The 19,176-nt window shown below is 38.4% G+C and carries 18 protein-coding genes and 1 riboswitch; of the genes, 6 read left to right on the top strand and 12 right to left on the bottom strand.

Annotation, left to right across the window (positions count from 1 at the left end):
• Positions 1–187 precede the first annotated feature (187 nt).
• Positions 188–343 (top strand): hypothetical protein, encoded by a 156-nt coding sequence (locus tag LG336_RS12855; protein WP_404332896.1) that lies wholly within the window; start codon positions 188–190, stop codon positions 341–343.
• A gap of 273 nt (positions 344–616) precedes the next feature.
• Here the strand turns inward: LG336_RS12855 and LG336_RS12850 are convergent, their stop codons facing one another.
• The 7 genes from LG336_RS12850 to LG336_RS12820 all read right to left on the bottom strand — a co-directional run bounded on the left by LG336_RS12850 (position 617) and on the right by LG336_RS12820 (position 6,596).
• Positions 617–1,303, bottom strand: coding sequence for a response regulator transcription factor (locus tag LG336_RS12850; protein WP_404332895.1), 687 nt, complete (start codon positions 1,301–1,303; stop codon positions 617–619).
• A 22-nt stretch (positions 1,304–1,325) separates the two neighbouring features.
• A complete protein-coding gene (locus tag LG336_RS12845) occupies positions 1,326–2,693 on the bottom strand; it encodes a sensor histidine kinase (RefSeq protein WP_404332894.1) in 1,368 nt (455 codons plus the stop codon).
• Positions 2,694–2,926: 233 nt separating this feature from the next.
• Entirely contained in the window at positions 2,927–3,052 is a 126-nt protein-coding gene (locus LG336_RS12840) for a hypothetical protein (protein ID WP_404332893.1), read from the bottom strand.
• Positions 3,053–3,064: 12 nt separating this feature from the next.
• Positions 3,065–5,485 (bottom strand): heavy metal translocating P-type ATPase, encoded by a 2,421-nt coding sequence (locus tag LG336_RS12835; RefSeq protein ID WP_404333153.1) that lies wholly within the window; start codon positions 5,483–5,485, stop codon positions 3,065–3,067.
• A gap of 88 nt (positions 5,486–5,573) precedes the next feature.
• Positions 5,574–5,780 carry a copper chaperone CopZ gene (gene copZ / locus LG336_RS12830; protein ID WP_404332892.1) on the bottom strand — a complete coding sequence of 69 codons (207 nt, stop codon included), beginning with the start codon at positions 5,778–5,780 and terminating at the stop codon, positions 5,574–5,576.
• 22 nt (positions 5,781–5,802) lie between these two features.
• A complete protein-coding gene (locus tag LG336_RS12825; protein WP_404332891.1) occupies positions 5,803–6,150 on the bottom strand; it encodes a metal-sensitive transcriptional regulator in 348 nt (115 codons plus the stop codon).
• Between the two features lie 182 nt (positions 6,151–6,332).
• On the bottom strand, positions 6,333–6,596 hold the full coding sequence (locus LG336_RS12820) for a hypothetical protein (protein ID WP_404332890.1): 264 nt from the start codon (positions 6,594–6,596) through the stop codon (positions 6,333–6,335).
• Between the two features lie 207 nt (positions 6,597–6,803).
• Here LG336_RS12820 and LG336_RS12815 point away from each other — a divergent pair, with 207 nt between their 5' ends.
• Entirely contained in the window at positions 6,804–7,325 is a 522-nt protein-coding gene (locus tag LG336_RS12815) for a hypothetical protein (protein WP_404332889.1), read from the top strand.
• 83 nt (positions 7,326–7,408) lie between these two features.
• Here LG336_RS12815 and LG336_RS12810 read toward each other — a convergent pair whose 3' ends face one another.
• A complete protein-coding gene (locus LG336_RS12810) occupies positions 7,409–7,963 on the bottom strand; it encodes a TVP38/TMEM64 family protein (RefSeq protein ID WP_404332888.1) in 555 nt (184 codons plus the stop codon).
• 149 nt (positions 7,964–8,112) lie between these two features.
• Here LG336_RS12810 and LG336_RS12805 point away from each other — a divergent pair, with 149 nt between their 5' ends.
• On the top strand, positions 8,113–9,582 hold the full coding sequence (locus LG336_RS12805) for a c-type cytochrome (protein WP_404332887.1): 1,470 nt from the start codon (positions 8,113–8,115) through the stop codon (positions 9,580–9,582).
• Positions 9,583–9,644: 62 nt separating this feature from the next.
• Here LG336_RS12805 and LG336_RS12800 read toward each other — a convergent pair whose 3' ends face one another.
• The 3 genes from LG336_RS12800 to LG336_RS12790 all read right to left on the bottom strand — a co-directional run bounded on the left by LG336_RS12800 (position 9,645) and on the right by LG336_RS12790 (position 13,969).
• The gene (locus tag LG336_RS12800; RefSeq protein WP_404333152.1) at positions 9,645–10,268 is read right to left on the bottom strand and encodes a DUF421 domain-containing protein; all 624 of its coding nucleotides are present in this window, start codon (positions 10,266–10,268) and stop codon (positions 9,645–9,647) included.
• Between the two features lie 177 nt (positions 10,269–10,445).
• A complete protein-coding gene (locus LG336_RS12795; protein ID WP_404333151.1) occupies positions 10,446–12,803 on the bottom strand; it encodes a penicillin acylase family protein in 2,358 nt (785 codons plus the stop codon).
• A 158-nt stretch (positions 12,804–12,961) separates the two neighbouring features.
• Complete coding sequence (locus LG336_RS12790; protein ID WP_404332886.1) at positions 12,962–13,969, bottom strand: NADP-dependent oxidoreductase; 1,008 nt, start codon at positions 13,967–13,969, stop codon at positions 12,962–12,964.
• 171 nt (positions 13,970–14,140) lie between these two features.
• A riboswitch (cyclic di-GMP riboswitch) is annotated at positions 14,141–14,226 on the top strand.
• 129 nt (positions 14,227–14,355) lie between these two features.
• Here LG336_RS12790 and LG336_RS12785 point away from each other — a divergent pair.
• Positions 14,356–14,493 carry a hypothetical protein gene (locus LG336_RS12785; RefSeq protein ID WP_404332885.1) on the top strand — a complete coding sequence of 46 codons (138 nt, stop codon included), beginning with the start codon at positions 14,356–14,358 and terminating at the stop codon, positions 14,491–14,493.
• Positions 14,494–14,676: 183 nt separating this feature from the next.
• On the opposite strand, the gene pepF is transcribed toward LG336_RS12785, so the two are convergent.
• A complete protein-coding gene (gene pepF / locus LG336_RS12780; protein ID WP_404332884.1) occupies positions 14,677–16,464 on the bottom strand; it encodes an oligoendopeptidase F in 1,788 nt (595 codons plus the stop codon).
• A gap of 120 nt (positions 16,465–16,584) precedes the next feature.
• Here pepF and LG336_RS12775 point away from each other — a divergent pair, with 120 nt between their 5' ends.
• Both LG336_RS12775 and LG336_RS12770 read left to right on the top strand, forming a co-directional pair.
• Positions 16,585–17,373 carry a hypothetical protein gene (locus LG336_RS12775; protein WP_404332883.1) on the top strand — a complete coding sequence of 263 codons (789 nt, stop codon included), beginning with the start codon at positions 16,585–16,587 and terminating at the stop codon, positions 17,371–17,373.
• A 268-nt stretch (positions 17,374–17,641) separates the two neighbouring features.
• Positions 17,642–19,078, top strand: coding sequence for a carbon starvation protein A (locus LG336_RS12770; protein WP_404332882.1), 1,437 nt, complete (start codon positions 17,642–17,644; stop codon positions 19,076–19,078).
• The last annotated feature ends 98 nt before the right edge of the window (positions 19,079–19,176 follow it).

Genomic DNA, 19,176 nt, shown 5'->3' with positions numbered 1-19,176 from the left:
ATTATTTGTGCAGACAGACTAGGTGAATGTCCAATGCCTATTTACTAAAAATTCATATAGGAAAGGTTAAAAGGTATACCCTGTAACCAACATTTTAAGGAATATTATTTTGAGCAACGGAATAAGTTAATTTCTTTCCACTAGAGCATACTAAAATTGATACTTTCAAAAAGGGAGTTGAATGTACATGTCAAAACAAGGCAGACAACATCAAAATCAAACGAGAGAACAAATCGAGAAACAAGATAATCGAAATGATATTGAATTAGGAACTGAATTTCAAGTTGGAAATACTCAATCACAAAGTCAGAAAAAAAGTGGGCGTCAAGTGAACAAAAAATAACCTCATTCGAGGTTATTTTTTGTTCACTTGTTTTGTTTAGTTTTTAGCCAGACCCATATCATTGACACGATGAGTGCAATTAAGGACGCGAATAAAAAAGTTTGCCTTAACCAATAGGATAAGTGGTGAAACATCATACTTTTCCCCATCATCATCCCCATGGATACTGGAGGAAACCAAACCATTCTAAAAACAGAAAGTAGAAAGGAAATCCCAAATGCAGCAGAAAAGATTAGAATCATCATCGGTAAATGCCGTCTCATATGATCACCTTTATTCTATTTTATAGCCGATTCCCCAAACCGTTTTAATAAATGACTTATCGACTCCTGCTGCCTTCAATTTATCCCGTAAATTCCGAATATGAGAGTCGACCGTTCGATCTTCTCCCATAAATTCAATCCCCCACACTAGTTCTACCAGTTGCTCTCTGGATAGCGCCTTGCCCTTATGTTCAAGCAAAGAACGAAGGAGATCAAATTCAGTTTGAGTCAAATTAATTTTGTTATGATCAAAGGAAACATCCCTAGCGGCAAGGTTTAATTTTACCCCTAGGTAGTGAATCGTTTCAGACTCAGTTTCAGGTTGAACTTGGTTTTGTTTAGACCTACGCAATAATGCTTGAACCCTTGCCATCAATTCTGCTTCATCAAAGGGCTTAACCAAATAATCATCGGCCCCACTCGATAAACCGGTTACTTTGTCTTGAATTGATCCTTTTGCAGTCAGCATGATAACAGGGATATCTGATATTTGTCGGACTTTCTCTATCGTTTCCCAGCCATCCAACACAGGCATCATCACATCAAGGATCATCAAATCATAGTCATTTCTAACAATCTGATTGTAAGCTTCTTTGCCATTTTCCGCTTCCTTCACCAAATAATTTTCTTGCTGCAAATACAGCCTTAACAGCTGTCTCATTGGAAATTCATCGTCAACTACCAGAATTTTTTTCATCTTCTTTTTTCTCCAGTTTTGATTATTTATGGTAAATTGTAAAAGTTGTCCCGCTATTTTCCGTACTTTCTACTCTGATATCACCACCATGTGATTGAATGATATTCTTCACGACATACAGACCCAATCCACTTCCCCCAGTTTTCCGTGTCCTGGAACTGTCAACACGATAAAAACGGTCCCAGATTTGTTCAAGATGGTCCGCTGGAATCCCAATACCTGTATCGCTAATTTCAATTGCTACAAAATCGTTCGTTGTATAAGTAAGAACCGTAATTCCACCTTCAATTGTATATTTGATTGCATTTTCGACAAGATTGTAGATCACTTGTTCCATTCTTTGGACATCAATAGAAGTATCTGGGACATCTAAAAGCTCAGCTGATAGAGCAACCCCCTTCTCTTCCGCCTCTGGCTTAAGGTTTATAATCACTTTTTGGATAACGGGATTTATATTTGCTGTTTCTTTATTCAATTCAAATTTCCCTACCTGTAGCTTGCTCACATCTAATAAGTCATTGACAAGAAAGGTAATTCTTTTTGCTTCTTTATTAATGATGTTTAAATACTCTTCTTGCTCTTCCGGTTTTGTGATAATCCCTTTCGTTAAAATATCACTGTACCCTTTGATATACGTTAAAGGGGTACGGAGTTCATGAGAAACTGTTGCAAGAAATTCATTTCGGCTATCGTCAAATTCTTGCAGCTGTTCCCCTAGAGATTGAATCGATTCCCCAAGTTGAGCTAATTCATCATTGCCACTGACTGGAATTATTTGTTTATATTTCCCTAGGGCCATTTTATTGGTTGCTTCCTTCATCGTAATCAGTGGCTTTGTTAACATCCGTGACATAAATCCAATTAGCGCTAAAGCTAATAGAACAATCCCAAAACTGGTAACAATCATCACAATATTAAGCACCACAACAATTTCACGTAGTAAACTCGTCGGGTAATACATATAAACATAACCTTGATAATTTCCAATTGGAGAAATGGATATTAGATAATCATGCTCTCGCCAATCCTCTTCAATGAGTCCCCCCTTATGTATTTCATCACTATGAAGCATATGTTCTTTCATATCCTCATCAGGCACAACAGAAGATGCAAGAATATTTTGATTAGAATCAGCAATCAAGACATCGGTTGTAACATCGGTTTCCATTTTCACTACATGCTCAATGGTCTCTTGATGAAACTGTTTCTCCAGAACATTTGCATGGTTATTACCCCGAACAACCAAATCCTGCTTGATATAATCAATAAATAAATTCGTAAACGCACTATATAAAATGAATCCTAAAATAAAAAATAATCCAATAAATATTCCACTAAAAAGAATTCCAAGCTTTATTGAAATGCTGTTCATTTTAAAACGTCTTTTCATCCACATTCTCCTAAACAAATTTACCAGCCCAACTATTTATATCATAAATCAAAAATATTGAGATTGTATGAAGAAATTTAAAAATAACCAATAACAATAAACCTTTCTTTATTGTTATTGGTTATCAAAAATTTTCAAAGGCCAAACCTGCTATTCGGTTTGGCCTTTGCTATTTCAATAAATTAAGTAGAACTCCAGAGACTCAATCATTAATCGTTTAAAATCTCGAACACCTAATGTCCGATTTCCTCACTTGGATGTTGTGGAGTATCTGGCTCCAACGCTTTGGAATAAATCCCATATCCACCCATGACTACTAACAAATATACAATTGCTGCAATCGTCCATTTTTTTACCATCTTGGACTCTCCTTATAATTTTACTTTCTGTAACCGTAAGGCATTCAAGACAACTGAAACAGAACTGAATGCCATCGCGGCACCAGCGAGCCATGGTGCTAGGAAGCCTAATGCGGCAATAGGAATACCTAGGGTGTTATATCCAAAGGCCCAAAATAAGTTTTGTCTGATATTTTGAATTGTCTTTTTGCTCATGAATATCGCATCAGCAATACTGTTTAGATCACCACGAATCAGCGTAATATCAGCAGCCTCCATGGCAACATCCGTACCTGTTCCTATTGCCATCCCGATATCGGCTACAGCGAGGGCAGGAGCATCATTGATTCCATCGCCGACCATAGCAACCTTTTTCCCTTGTGCCTGCAACTTCTTCACTTCTTCTGCTTTCCCTTCAGGAAGGACCTCAGCAATAACATGGTCAATGCCAACCTCAGCAGCTATCGCTTTTGCAGTTTGCTGATTATCCCCTGTAATCATGATGACGTCAAGACCCATCTCTTTCATTCGCTTTACAGCAGCTTTTGACGTTTCTTTAATTGTGTCGGCTACGGCAACGATACCAGCAAACTCGCCATCAATGGCCACCAACATGGCTGTTTTTCCTTCCCGTTCAAGGGCCTCCATGTTCCCTAGGACCTTTGTAATCTCTACTTGATACTTATTCATGAGTTTTCTTGTGCCAACTAATAGCTCTTTGCCTTCAATACTAGCTTTTATTCCAAAACCAGGTATCGCCTCGAATGACTCCACATCTCTTAAGGTGATTCCCTTTTCTTTAATTCCTACAACAATCGCTTCTGCAAGTGGGTGCTCAGATTGCTTTTCTGCAGAGCCAACGAGAGCAAGGAAATCTTCTTCTGCAAACGGACCCGCTACATGTATATCCGTTAAAACTGGTTTTCCGTTTGTCACGGTTCCCGTTTTATCTAAAATAACGGCTTCAATTCGGTGAGTCATTTCCAAATGCTCTCCACCTTTAAATAGAATGCCGAATTCCGCGGCACGACCAGATCCTGCCATAATCGAGGTTGGTGTCGCAAGTCCCAATGCACACGGGCAAGCAATAACCAATACAGCAATCATTTTTTCTAATGCCTCAGCAAAATCTCCAGGTACCATCCAGAGGTACCAAACCAAAAAGGTAATCACGGCAATCCCAACAACAATTGGAACGAACACGCCTGATATTTGGTCCGCAAGTCGCTGAATGGGTGCCTTTGAACCCTGCGCCTCTTCAACCACTTTAATGATTTGTGCTAGTGCAGTATCTCTTCCCACCTTCGTGGCTTCAATCTTTAAAAACCCATTCTTATTAATCGTTGAACCAATTACTTCATCGCCTGATTTTTTATCAACAGGAACACTTTCCCCTGTTAACATTGATTCATCAATGGCTGATTGTCCCTCGACAATCACTCCATCAACTGGGATTTTTTCACCTGGCTTAACATGAACAACATCCCCAACGACTACTTCTTCAAGTGATACCTCTTGTTCGATTCCATTTCTTTCGATAATGGCTGTTTTCGCCTGCAATCCCATTAACTTTTTAATTGCTTCTGAAGAACGCCCTTTAGCTTTAGCTTCAAATAATTTTCCCAATATGATCAACGTTATTAGAATAGCACTAGTTTCATAATAAAGCTCAACCATGTGGGCATTTGTTCCGATGGAAGCATTGGACAAATAAAGACTGTAAAAATAGGCTGCAGAAGTCCCCAGTGCCACTAGGACATCCATGTTTGCACTTTTATTTTTCAATGCTTTATATGCTCCAATATAAAACTGCTTCCCTATTACAAATTGGACAGGTGTTGCAAGGGCAAACTGTACCCATGGATTTAAGAACATGTCGGGTACATAAATAAAGGACGTAAACGAAAAATGTCCAACCATGGCCCATAGCAAGGGTAGCGATAAAATCGCTGAAAAAATAAATTTACCCGTTTGTTTTTCAATTTCCAACTGGCGATAATCTGCGGTCTCCTGGCTTTTTTCTTCTTCCTTTATATGTGCTCCATACCCTAATGACTCTACCTTTTTAATAATATCCGCTTTTGAGACAAGCGAAGGATTAAACTCAACCGTTGCCCGTTCAAGGGCAAGATTGACATTTGCGATTGAAACTCCTGGCAACTTATTTAACCCCTTTTCAACTCTAGTTGAGCAGGCGGCACATGTCATACCTGTAATTTCAAACTCTGATTTTTCGGTAACTACATCATAACCAAGATCCTTCACCTTTTTTTCCAAAGCAGCAACATTCGTCACGGATGGATCATATTTGATTGAGGAACGTTCCAAAGCTAAGTTGACCGAGGCGTCTTCCACCCCATCCAATTTTTTTAATCCCTTTTCAATTCTGACCGCACAAGCCGCACATGTCATACCTGAAATTTGTAAGGTAGTTTCCTTTGCATTTTGACTCATCATTTTATCCCCCTATACCTATGCAGGGTATATAGATTTATAAAAAGGAACGTGCTAAAAAATTAGCACGCTTTCTATTCCATTAGATTTAAGCTACATCATACCCTTGGTCATCAATTGTTTCTTTGATTTTTTCAATAGTCACAACTCCGCTGTTAAACTCAACTTCCACTGTTGCTGCATCAAGATTTACCTGAACAGAATTAACACCTTCAAGAGCACCTACACTGCCTTCTACCGCTTTAACACAATGACCACAAGACATTCCTGTTACATTTAAAGTTACTTTTTCCATGAGAAAATCCCCTCTCAACCGATTATTTTTTCATTAATTTTTGAATTGTAACTAGAAGTTCATCCACAACCTCATCGTCACCCTCTTGGATACGTTCAACCACACAACTTTTCATATGACCCTCCAAAAGAATCTTTGCAACACTGTTTAGTGCTGCTTGCGTTGCGGAAATCTGTGTAATGACATCATCACAGTAAGTATCCTTTTCAATCATTCCTTTTATTCCCCGAATCTGTCCTTCAATACGATTAAGTCTTGTGACCATATTGGTTTTTAACTTATCCGAATGGTGACTCTTACGTTCAGAATGTTCGGAATGACAGCCTCCATCACAAGAATCCAGAACAACTTTAGGCTCAATGATCTCCATTACACCACCTCCTTGATAAAGCAATCTTACTATACCCCTCTATAGTATGTAAAGTAGTTAAAACTGTTATTCAAAAATTGTTCACATGTAATTTCTTTTATTTACCTTTTGCCTATTCTGTAAAAAGCTAAAGGCACTCTTCAGCGTACAAAAAAAACAGCTGATTTCTCAGCTGCTTTTCCTTACATCATTTGAAAGTTATTACTTTTTGAAGATCCACCTGTGCCGTGCATGTTTTTATAATGTTCAATTACTTCCTTATTTGTAAGGTCAGGGTGCATCTCCTCAATATGCTGCTTCATCTGACCAAAATTCGAACCTTCACACTTTGGTTCCACTTGTATATCAGACTGAACATCTTGAGTTTCACTTGCTGAAGCAAGACCTGTACCTCCCCCTACTAATAAAGCTGCTGTTAACATAAACGTACCAACTGTTTTTTTCATATTATTTATCTCCTTTTTTATTAAATTTCCTTCTGTTACTAACTATAAAAGGGATTCATGAAGAAAGTATGGAGATATTTCAAAAATGCTTTAAAATTACCCATTGTCATTTTTTTGTCACTATTTTATTTATGGAATCCTTTCTTTTCTGTGTCATGTTTACCTTTTACTAAAAATAAACATAGTTTTGAAAGGATGGATGTAAAAATGATTTTAAAATCAATTGATCTAAGCCTAATGGTAGAACATTTAAATATTCATAAAGGAGTACTAGCAAGACTTGAGTCTGCCTTTTGTACAGTTGATAGCCACATATTGAAACAAATTATTTATGAACAAATTGTTATCATGAGAAATCATGTAAAAATTATGCTTTTACTAATCGATCCAAACTATAATGAAAATATCACGGTAGGAGATCTTAATAATCTTGAACCTGTATCCATCCAATGTTCAGAAACTAATTTAGCAAATAAGGATATCAACATCGCGTTGGAGTTAAGTAACACAGCAAAAACAATGGCACACGATAATTTCAGTTCCGCATTACGAATGAAAGCAGATAATGTGCGAAACATTCATTTTCACATGGCTTCACAACAAGCCTCCTTGCAGCATCGTTATAATCACTTTATCGACCAAAATATGAAAGATGTTGCCCCTAAGAGCTCCTTGCACGAACAATTAAATACACTCCAATTGTTAAAACAAATGTTTTCAAGGCTATAGTAAAAACTAAAAAATCTAACAGTAATCATGCTGTTAGATTTTTTAAGCTACGAAATGATAAATACTTCAGTTTTAATTCATCATCAACTAATCATATTCTTTGCTTTTTTCATTAAATAATAAATAAAAACTAATAAAATTGCAGATAAAGCAAGTCCTATTTGGAATTCTGTTTTCATATTAATCACAGTGTGAATCGAATAGGCCTCAATAAACAAAGCCGGAACTTTCCCCAGTGTGCTTACTATTGCAAAAGTGCCCAACTTCATTTGACTTATGGAGGCAGCAAGGGTTACAAGCCCTGAAGGTACAAAAGGAAAAATTCTTAAACCAAGCACAAGCAGGACTCCTTCAGCACCGTTCGTTTTCTTCAGCCTCTCAATCAACCGACTGCTTCGTTTTAGTCTGACTTTTTCCTCAAGTATCTTCACCCCTTTTCGATATAAAAAGAAACTAATCACCGCTCCCAGAGCCTCGCCAATAATCGAAATAACTAAACCATATTTAAAACCAAAATAAAGAATATTGGCAGCTGTAAGAAAGGTACTTGGTACTACTCCAGCGATTGCGATGAAGATATTTAGTAAAAGACTTAAAATGATTGCTAATAAAAGAAGATCAGGAAAAAAGGATTCCATTTCGCCCCCCCAATTTACTTCATATTCACATATTTGCCATAGAATAAAACTTTTTCACCGTGTTCATGATTAGGTAAACGTTTCTCGATATTCTCTGCATATTTTTCCAGCATGATTTAATTATTAAATGATGTTAAGGAGAATCACATATGCCCAATAAACTGAAATTATTAACCTATTCTGTCCCACTTGCAATTGCTTCTTTATTATTATTTAGTGGCTGTTCTCAGCCGGGTCAAACAACCGAAAAGCCAAAAGAAGTGTCGGCTGAAACAAAAGAAACAACCACTTCTGCAGAAGATTTTGAAGTAAAATTAGCAGGCGGTAAGCTCGGTAGTGAAAGCATTGCCTTTGTAGGAGGTGGTTCGAGCAATAAATTATGGGTCATCGATGCTAAATATCATAAACTAGTCACAACAATCGATGCTGGTGGTCCGAAGCTTGAACGGACGGAACAAAGATATCCGAACCTGCATGATACCCATGCTATCACCTTTACGAAAGATTTCAAGCTAATGTTCACGGTGGATTGGTTCAATTACGATGATCCTTCTTACGTCATTGCATATGACCCTACTACCTTTAAAGAACTTTGGAGAGTTCCAGCTGGAAAAGGTGGTCATCACTCAGCCCTATCACCGGATGATAAATACCTATATGTCGCAAACCAATATGGCGATACTGTGTCAGTTATAGACATTGAAGCAAAAAAGAAAATCAAAGACCTTCCGACCGGGAAGGGGACTGACTATATTTCCCCTTCGATGTATTGGGACGGGAAGGCTATTGACTCGCCTTACCTGTTTGTGAGTGTTGACCAAGAAGATAAGGTGACCGTCATTGACTGGAAAAAGAATGAGGTTGTTAAGGATATCCCCGTGGGAGCTAGCCTACACGGAGTTAACTTAACTCCAGATGGAAAACAAGTTTGGGCGGCTGTCAGAGGAGATGTTAAAAGCATAGTTATAATCGATGTTGAAACATTAGAAATTACCGATAAAATTCAGTTTGAAGAAGGACCAACCCATATCTCTTTTAGTCCCGATGGAAAATTTGGATATTTAACCACTGGGAAAAACCAAATTTATAAGGTAGATACAACAACACATGAGATCATCTGGAATTCAACTGGAACGACCATACCTGCACATACCGGTATTAGTCCAGATGGTGGTGAGCTATGGACACTAAATCACGGAATGGACCAACGCTATAATTACCAGTTGGGGGGTGAAGTTGTCAGTGGTGTACAAGTATGGGATACAGAAAATGGCGAATTGATTACAGAGATCCCTGCTGAAGGGGTTCCGCATGAAATTCAATTCATTCCATACTCAGCACTTGGCGGCGGTGTCGCTCTTACGAGTGAGGAAGTACACTCACATGGTACCCACTCGATTGCCGAAGCGGGGGAGAAAATTTATAAAGAGAGCTGCATCACATGCCACGGATCTAAGCTTGAGGGTGGAAGCGGTCCAGCATTGAACACAATCGGTGATCAAAGATCAAAGGAAGAGATTCTAGATACCATTAAAAACGGCAAAGGAATGATGCCAAGCGGTCTCGTTTCAGAAACAGATGCCAAGATTCTCACAAACTGGCTTGGAGAGAAAAAATAACAGAAAACGAATAACTGAACAAATCAATAAAAAAAGCTGCATCTTGAAGGCAGCTTTTTTTATTATTGCAAATGCTTGGGCGGCACATCTTCATTATGAGCGTTTCGATCAACCTCAGTAAATAGATTTTGACTATTACCCGACTGACTTTGTTGTTGTGGAATTGTTGGAAGTAGCAGTAAATCCTTTATTTGCTGGATATCTTGCTGAAGCGCTTGGAATTGTTTATAGGTCACTGGTTGCGCTTCCTGTTTTAGTGTATACCCAACCTGTCCATTAGGCTCTAATGTGGCATACTCAATGTCACTTATTCTCGTCACGTTTTGTTGCCTTAAATTCATTTCCATCTGATCTACCGTAAACCGCAGTTTTCGTAAGTTTTTTTCGTTAATTTGCCCGTTTTCAATTATTACCTTAGACTTCCCTGTGATAAGTTTCTCAATTGTATCTGATTTAACTTGTGCCATTTCCATAAAAAACAGGGTAATAACAAGAACCGTTCCTACACCAAGAGTTGTCCAGATACTCTTCCCTGCTAGTGGCTGGATTAATAATGACCCAATACCAATCATAATCACAGTTTGCGCCAAGGTCATCTGCGAAATGGATTTCCTCCCAGCAATTCGTAATAAGGCAGTTCCTCCAAGTACAATTATGATTGCTTTCCATATCCAACTTAAATCCATCATCATAACCTCGTTTCTTTTTTCGAATCCTACTAATGTTGCCTCAAGGAAAAAAGGACAGGAATAAGCTATCTACAAATCCGTTTGTATTATTTCCTAAAATAGACAGAATATGAGTTTCCATTAAGGAAATAACAAAAACTAAAAAAGCGATGGAGACCCCCATCGCTTTTGTTTTTATTGTGGAATTAATGTTAATGTTTCCCCTTCAGGAACGCTTAAAGTCGTTTGATGATACTGACCCTCTATCCATTCCTCGAACTGATTATCGTACCATTTACTTTTCACATGACCAGATTGTCCTGGTCCTACAAGATGGTAGCTTGTCATGAGGTCGCTCATATCAACAACAAACCGCCACGATGCTCCATGGTTAACCGTACCGTCCCTTGTAAAGGCCGCCGCTTGGACGGTAACACTACTTCCACCTGTAGGCACTCCTCCCTTAGAATTAAACAAATATTGCAGAGGTGATACACTTGAGAGCGGGTGATTAAATTGAACCTGATGGAAATCTCCCCATTTCCACTTCTCTAATTTATTGCCAGCAGTCTGTTCAATATCATTTAATGTTAGATTCAACGATTCCTTTAAAACCATTGCTATACCATCTGCTTTGTTGATCCAAGGACCAGATTCTCCACTTAAAGCATCTCTAATTAGCTCATCGACTACTTGCTTTTGGCCTTGGAATAATTTCAAAGTTTCCTTAGGTATCTTTTCTTGGAAAATAACTTCGGGAATTTTTGTCATCCAAATATTAAAAATGAGTGGTGCAGCTGAAAGCTTTGTATCAATATAATCCCAGTCTCTTAATACATCCAAAGCTTGCTTCTGCCTTTCATCTGTGACCCCTTCGAGTACACTTAGAAACTCCGGTACAAATTCTTGTGCTTGGAGGTTTTTTTGGTCCATCTGAAGAGATTGCATATCTTCTACTTTTAACTTGTCATCTATTTTCAAAACTTCCTGAATCCTCATCTGACGATACGGTTGTGCCCAATGGTTGCTAATATGATAAGGATAATCGTCAGAAATCACCTTATTATTTGCTGTTGAAATGAAACCCTCCTTCGGGTTCACAACACGTGGTAGTTCATCAAATGGAATATACCCAGTCCACTCATACTCATCATTCCATCCTGGGACAGGGAGTAGCCCATTCCCTTTGCGAATTGGAATTTTTCCATTCGCTTTATATGCAATCGTTCCATCTTCCGCAGCAAAAACAAAGTTTTGTGCGGGTGTTTCAAATTTTTCAAGAGCTTTTTCAAACTCCTCCCAATTACTCGCTTTGTTCATATTTAATACAGCTTCAAGCTCCGCCGACGGATCTAGTGCTGTCCATTTTAGGCTCAATACGGTATTGTTCCCAATGTCTCCTGCAAATTCTGATAATATCGGACCATGACGCGTAATCGTTACATCATAATCAATGGTTTTTCCGTCTTTTACTTTTATTGGCTCACTGATAACAGTTGCTTCTTCCCACTCGTCCAAATACAAAAATTCATCCTCTTTTTCAGGATTCCTTTTCTCAATATATAAATCCTGAACATCTGGACCCGTGTTTGTCACACCCCATGCAATCTTTTCGTTATGACCTAGAATAATTCCCGGGATACCCGCAAATATAACACCGCTTACATTCACTTCTGGAGCTTCTAAATGCATTTGATACCATATCGATGGTGTCGCTAAACCAAGATGAGGATCATCAGCAAGTAATGGTTTCCCCGAAGCTGTTTTATCTCCACTTACAACCCAGTTATTGCTACCATTGAATTCATGTGGAATCACTGCACTCGCAAAACTTTTTTCAATATCCAACTCTGCTTTGCTAATAATAAATGGAGCGTCTTCGGGGTAAGTTGGAAACAAATCATAGGCTTCCACCTCAGAAAAGTTTTGAAGTAAGTATTGTCTAAATGCTTGATTCTCCCAGTGTCCTCCTAAGTCATGGGCCATATACTTTCCAATCGTTAACGAATCTACTGGAGTCCACGGCTCAGGTTTATAACCAAGAAGCGTAAACTCGACCGGCCATTTATTACTTTTTCTTAATTCTTCCATATATAAATTGACTCCATCAGCGAACCAACCAAGAACAGCTTTGCCGGACTCTGTATACTGGTCATAGGATGCCTCTGCTGCTCTTCTCAATCCCAATGTTCGAAAAAACTTGTCATTGTTGACTGTAGAATCCCCGATAACCTCGGATAACCGCCCAGATGCTTGCCTTCGACTTAGATCCATTTGAAACAACCGATCCTGAGCTTGTATATAGCCTTGAGCTATATACAGATCCTGCTCATTTTTAGCTTTTACATGCGGCACCCCATAAGAGTCCCTAATAACTTGTACAGGCGCACTCAATCCAGCAAGCGTCATTTCGCCTGACGTTTTCGGTAATCCTCTTGATAGAAATAAGTTTCCGCCGATAAATACAACCACTAAAAGTACCACTAGTACCGCCCCTGACCAAAGAGCGATCTTTTTCCAACGGTGTGTCTTTCGTTGACTTAGTTTTGGTATAGATGTTTCCAAGTTTCTCCACCTCTTTTTTCTGAATCTTAGTTATTTTCTGCACACCATCTTTATATCCTCTTTTTCGACAAGCAGCAGACCTAAGAACAATATAAAAATACCCCCACTAGAGATGTGGAGGTACTTTTAATCATGTTTTTCTTTCCTTATTCTTCGGAAACTTTTACTAACTGCTTACCGGTATTCTCACCCCGGAATAAGCCTAGGAAGGCATCTACCGTGTTATCGAAGCCTTCAACAACATTTTCACGATAAGTGATTTTCCCTTCTTTCACCCATTTTGATAGATTCGTTAAGCCTTCTTTATTATGCTCAGCAAAGTCACTTACAATGAACCCCTTCATCAACGAACTAGTTTTTAGTAATTTGTCCATCACTCTAGGACCCATTTCTGGTTTATCAAGGTTATATTGAGAAATCTGGCCACAAATAATCGTTCTTGATTGAAAGTTTATAAGTTTCATCACATTATCTGAAACACTTCCACCGACATTATCAAAATAAATATCTACTCCATTTGGGCAGGCTTCCTTTAGTGATTCAAAGAGGTCTGGAGTCGTTTTATAATTGATTGCTGCATCGAAGGCTAATTCATTTGATAGAAACTCACATTTCTCATCTGAGCCTGCAATGCCGACCACTCTGCAACCTTTTAATCTAGCAATTTGACCGACGATAGTCCCGACAGCCCCAGAAGCTCCCGAAATAACGACCGTTTCTCCTTCCTTCGGCTGACCAATATGGAGCAAACCAAAATACGCAGTCAACCCAGGCATTCCTAGCACATGTAAAGCGGTTGAAACCGGGGCCAATTCAGGATTGAGGTGCCGGATATTGCTACCATCTGATACATTATACTCCGCCCACTCTAGCCGGCCTTCTACAAAACTATTGACTTCAAATCGGGAGTTTTTAGAAGCCGTTACTTTTCCAACAATTCCTCCAATAATTGGTTCGCCTACTTTATAAGGCTCAGCATAGGATTTCGCATCAGACATACGTCCACGCATATAAGGGTCGACAGAAAGATAGACGGTCCGGATTAATACCTCTCCGTCCCCGATTTCCGGAGTACTTGTTTCGATAAATTTAAAGTTTTCTTCAGTTGGCATGCCAACTGGTCGGCTAGCTAACAAAATTTTTCTGTTTGACATAGAAATCCCCCCATAAACTAAAATTAAATGACTAGTTAATAGCCTCTTCTCTTATATTCCATACTCATTCCCATATTCCTTGAAAAAAATAAATAAACATAGTTATAGAGATTACTATTGAAATTAATATAATTAAAGTGTTATAATGTAATTAATTGTATAGTCTATATAAATTGATAAAGGCAAATCCATTGAAAAGTGGAGACGCAAAGCTATAGGGGCTAAAGTATAAGATACCACGCCAGCCAGCTACCGATTATGATGGAAATGACTAAACGGATTCCGAATAGTCATTTTTAAATTAGTAAACACCAGGTTACATAAAACTGAATCTAATTGGTAACGATGGTGAATCCTTATACTTCCCTTACAATGAGGAGGTAACCATGAGTAATTTGGAAATCTTAAGTCTAATTGAGCGACTTGGTCAGTTATTTACAGATTACAAAAATTGTAAGGATCCAAAAGTAAAAGAAGAAATCTATCGAGACATTCAGATAATCGGAAAAGCAATCGATGTATGAAATCTTACAAAACCATACGATATGAAATCTTTAGGAAAGGAGTTAATCTTCTTTCCTATTTGTTTTTTCTAGAAGCATACGTTGCTGATTTTTTACATACCGTTTATTGTAGCGGAAGGCACGAAGCTGTCTCTTATGACTAGACTAATCGTACCTCCTACTATTTTTCCAAGTATCTAATTATTACTGTTTCTCCAGCTCATCAACCAATTCTCTAAAACGCTTCAATGCATTTTGAATCGGTTCAGGAGTTGTTAAATCAACACCGGTCTTTTTTAACAACTGTAGTGGATAATCAGAGCTTCCACTTTTTAAGAATTCAAGGTAGGCAGCTAAGGTTTCTTCATCGCCATCAAGGATTTTCGTAGCTAAATGGATGGCAGAGGCAAATCCTGTCGCATATTTATATACATAAAATGGTCGATAAAAATGTGGAATCCTTGACCAACCGTATTTTACCTCCTCATCAAGCTCTACCTCATCGCCATTGTATTCCTCAAACAACTTCTCATACGTTTGACTAAACACTTCCACGTTAAGAGGAACTCCTTTTTCCGCGAGCTCGTGTGTAGTCTTTTCAAATTCAGCAAACATCACTTGAGTAAAGAAAGTCCCTTTAAACTGGTCGATAAAATGATTCAATAAATGTTTGCGGATTTCTGGATTCGTTTCCGTATTTAATAAGTAGTTAATCAATAAAACCTCGTTTACCGTTGAGGCTACTTCTGCTACAAATATACTGTAACGAGCTGTGATTTGCGGTTGGTGTTTAGAACTAAGCCAGCTATGAACGCCATGCCCACATTCATGGACCAATGTAAATAAACTATCTAAATCATCTTGATGGTTTAACAGGATGTAGGGATGGACTCCATAAACACCTAAATTATAAGCACCGGAGCGCTTACCAGGCGTTTCTCGAACATCGAGGTATCTACCTTTCTGAAAGGTATCTAAGATTTCAATGTATTCATCCCCCAGTGGCGCTAAGGCTTTGCGCATGGTCTCAAAGGCTTCCTCATAGGAAATCACCTGCTTTACACCACTAACGAGCGGAACACTTAAGTCGTATTGTCGCAGTTCTTCAAGTCCAAGCTTTTTCTTCCTGATCTTAATATATTGGTGCATTGGAGCAATATTTTCTTTTGTGGTTCGAATTAAATTCTCGTATACTTCTTTCGGTACCTTATCACCAAAGAGTCCCTTTTCCAACGCAGATGGGTATTGCCGAAGTCTTGCAGTCGTCACATTGTTTTTAATGGCGGCTGATAGAGTCGAGGCAATCGTATTCTTTAACTGAACATAAGGCTTGTAGTAAGCTTTATAAGCCTCCCTCCGCTTTTCTCGGTCTTCATCTTCAATCAATTTTGAATACATTCCCCTTGTCAGTTCAACCGTCTCGCCATTTTCATTGGTCACTTCACCAAATTTAATATCTGCATTATTAATCATCCCAAATGTATTGCCCGGTACAGAAAGTGCCTCTCCTAACTGTGAAAGCACAGCTTCTTGCTCTTTACTCAGCACATGAGCTTTATATCGAAAGGACTCTAGTAAATCTTCCTCAAAGTACTTTAGCCCTTTTTCTGCTTCTATGTATCCTTTTAATGTTGCTTCTTCCAGCCCTAATAAAAATGGCATAAAAAACGAAGTAGCAGCACTAATTTTGACACTTAATTGCTTGGCACGATCTAAATACGCTTGGGGACCAGTTTCCCGCGTGTTCTCATCCACTTTCAGCATCGCATAGGCATAAAGCTTTCCAAATAGGAAAGACAACTCTTCACTAAGCTTTAAATACTGATACAAACTCTGACCATCGTTAATATCGCCATCAAACTTCTTTAAAGAATCAGCCATAGCTTCAATTTTGTGATAGTCCTCTTCCCATTGCTCTAAATTTCCATAAATATCCGCTAAATTCCATTTTTCCTGTTCAGGTACTTCGTTTCTTCCTGTAAACGTTGTCATCAAGACACTCCTTTGGGTAAAATAACTATATTCAAGATTATATTCTAAGAAACCTATGCTAAAACCTTCAAATAAAAAGATTAATTGGTGTAGAATAGATGGTTGAAAGGAAGTGTGAATATGGCGATTATTTTGCCACATATTGAAGATCTTAATCGTACAACTTATCTCCCTCCGCAAAGTGATTACGAAACCTTCACAGATGACGAACATTACGCATTAAAGCTTAAAGAGTGGGGATTGTCTTCAGCTAAAGGGCAATTTTGGTATAAAGAAAAAGACCATCAAAGATTAGTTTCTATCAAGGGTTACCAAGTATACGGAGAAACAGATGATTTCAATACAATTATAATTGAGTTTCAAGACGGGAGCCTTAGCTGCATCCACCCAGCTTATTTAAAGGAAATGCAATCCTCAGGTTTTGGTAAGAACTCAATAACAAACATTACTATCAAAACGCCTGTGGAGGATAAAACTCTCGAAAAGGAAAAAGAAACTTCGAAACCTATAGCAAAGACTCCACCCGCGAGTCCGAACAAAACCAAAAAGAAAGATACTAAAGAAAAAACTCCAAAAATTGATTTACCTGAAGAAAAGGTTCATTTTACTGCTAAGGTAAAACAATTTGGCCTTACTTGGAATCACTTTAACGAGGACAATGATGAAGTTGTTGTTTTGGAGAATGTTATCATCCAACAAGACCCGCCACTTAAAGTCGGGCTCGCCTGGTGTGCTCACTCAAAAACATTAAAGAAGCAAGAGCTAACTCCCGGCGAAACCATCGAGTTCGATGGAAAAATCGTTAAAAAGAAATTAGCAAAAGGAAAAGACATTGAAGATGAAGCGTTTATCGTCAATGAGCCTGTTTCTTATAAAGTAAACAACCCCTCTAAAATTAAAAAAAGCTAGAAAGAACAATCCCTCGTTCTTTCTAGCTTTTTCATTTCTACTGTCCCTCATCATAGAATAAGTACGCATTCGAGATCTTCTCTATACGTTCGTTTATATTTCATTACTTCTCTAGTAGACCCGTTAAAAGCATTTTTACTCATTGTAACCGCTTAACTTTTTTGAAATAATTTTTTTCTGAAAATATATTGATTTTATTATTTTAAAATCGTAAAATTATCTCATTATAAAATTTTCTGATAATAATATTTCAGGGGGTACATACATCATGATTACATTTATAGGGGCCATTTTATTATTGGTGGCTGGTTATTTTATTTATGGGAAGGTTGTTGACCGGATTTTTGGTATCGATGACCAAACACCAACTCCTGCTTATAAAAACCAAGATGGGTTGGATTACGTTCCAATGAGCTGGTGGAAAGGCAGTTTAATCCAGTTATTAAACATTGCTGGTTTGGGTCCGATTTTTGGGGCCATCTCAGGTGCGCTATATGGACCTGTTGCCTTTATTTGGATCGTCATTGGCTGTATTTTTGCTGGTGCTGTCCATGATTACTTTTCCGGTATGATGTCCTTACGCCATAATGGCGAGCAATTCCCAGGGCTTGTAGGACGCTATCTAGGACAAAATGTTAAAAAATTCATAAATTTCATTTCAATCATTTTAATGATTTTAGTGGCTGCAGCCTTCACCGCAGGTCCAGCACAGTTAATTTCAAGCCTGACTCCATTGAGTTTTATTGGTTCACTAGTCGTCGTATTTATTTATTTTTTGGTGGCAGCCGTTCTGCCAGTAAATAAAATTATCGGGAAAATTTACCCAGTATTTGGTGCGATTCTAATCTTTATGGCTGTTTCAATTGCGATTGCATTAATGTTTAGTGGTAAACAAATCCCGAACTTGACTTTGGCTAATTTACATCCTGGTGAACTTCCAGTTTGGCCACTGTTAATGGTCACCATCTCTTGTGGAGCGATATCTGGTTTCCACTCCACACAAAGCCCGATTGTGGCGAGAACATTGAAGAAAGAATCTGAAGGTCGGAAAGTATTTTTTGGAGCGATGATTGGGGAAGGAATTATCGCCATGGTGTGGGCCGCTGCTGGAATGACCTTTTTTGGAGGAACCGGCGGTCTTCAAGAAGCAATCGCCGCTGGTGGTCCTGCAGGGGCAGTCAATGAAATCTCCCAAAGCTTACTAGGAACATTAGGTGGAGTTTTGGCGATTCTAGGTGTCATTATTCTTCCAATCACAACAGGTGACACCGCACTTCGGTCATCACGAATGATGTTAACGGACATGCTTTCGTCTGTGATGAATATGAAAGGGAAATGGAAGGTTTCGATCGTCACGTTGGCTGTTGCTCTCCCAACCTTTTACCTATCTACCATTGACTATACTTTTCTTTGGAGATATGTAGGATGGACGAATCAACTTGTCGCTACTGTCATGCTTTGGACAGGTACAATATATTTACTTAAAAATGGAAAATCCCATTGGATTTGCGGACTTCCAGCATTATTTATGACAGCTGTAGTTTCAACTTATATTTTTTATGCTCCGGAAGGATTCCATTTAGCCTATAGCACTTCTATGACTATAGGCTCTATTATAACAGCCATTGTTATCGGGTGGTATATTCGCCAAATCATTACCTATCGACGGAAGAACAATAGCAATTTTGCCAAGCAAGCTGCATAGTTCGCTAAGAACGAGACATTCGGTCTCGTTCTTTTTTTGCTTTGGTCCAACTACCAGATACTACTAACGTTCTATCCGAATAATAACAAGTAAATCAA

It is taken from the genome of Mesobacillus maritimus (assembly GCF_044803185.1).
In the GTDB taxonomy this organism is placed as follows: Bacteria; Bacillota; Bacilli; order Bacillales; family Cytobacillaceae; genus Mesobacillus_B; species Mesobacillus_B maritimus_B.
The sequence above is the reverse complement of the archived record's forward strand: the minus strand, read 5'-3'. Positions and strand labels throughout refer to the sequence as shown.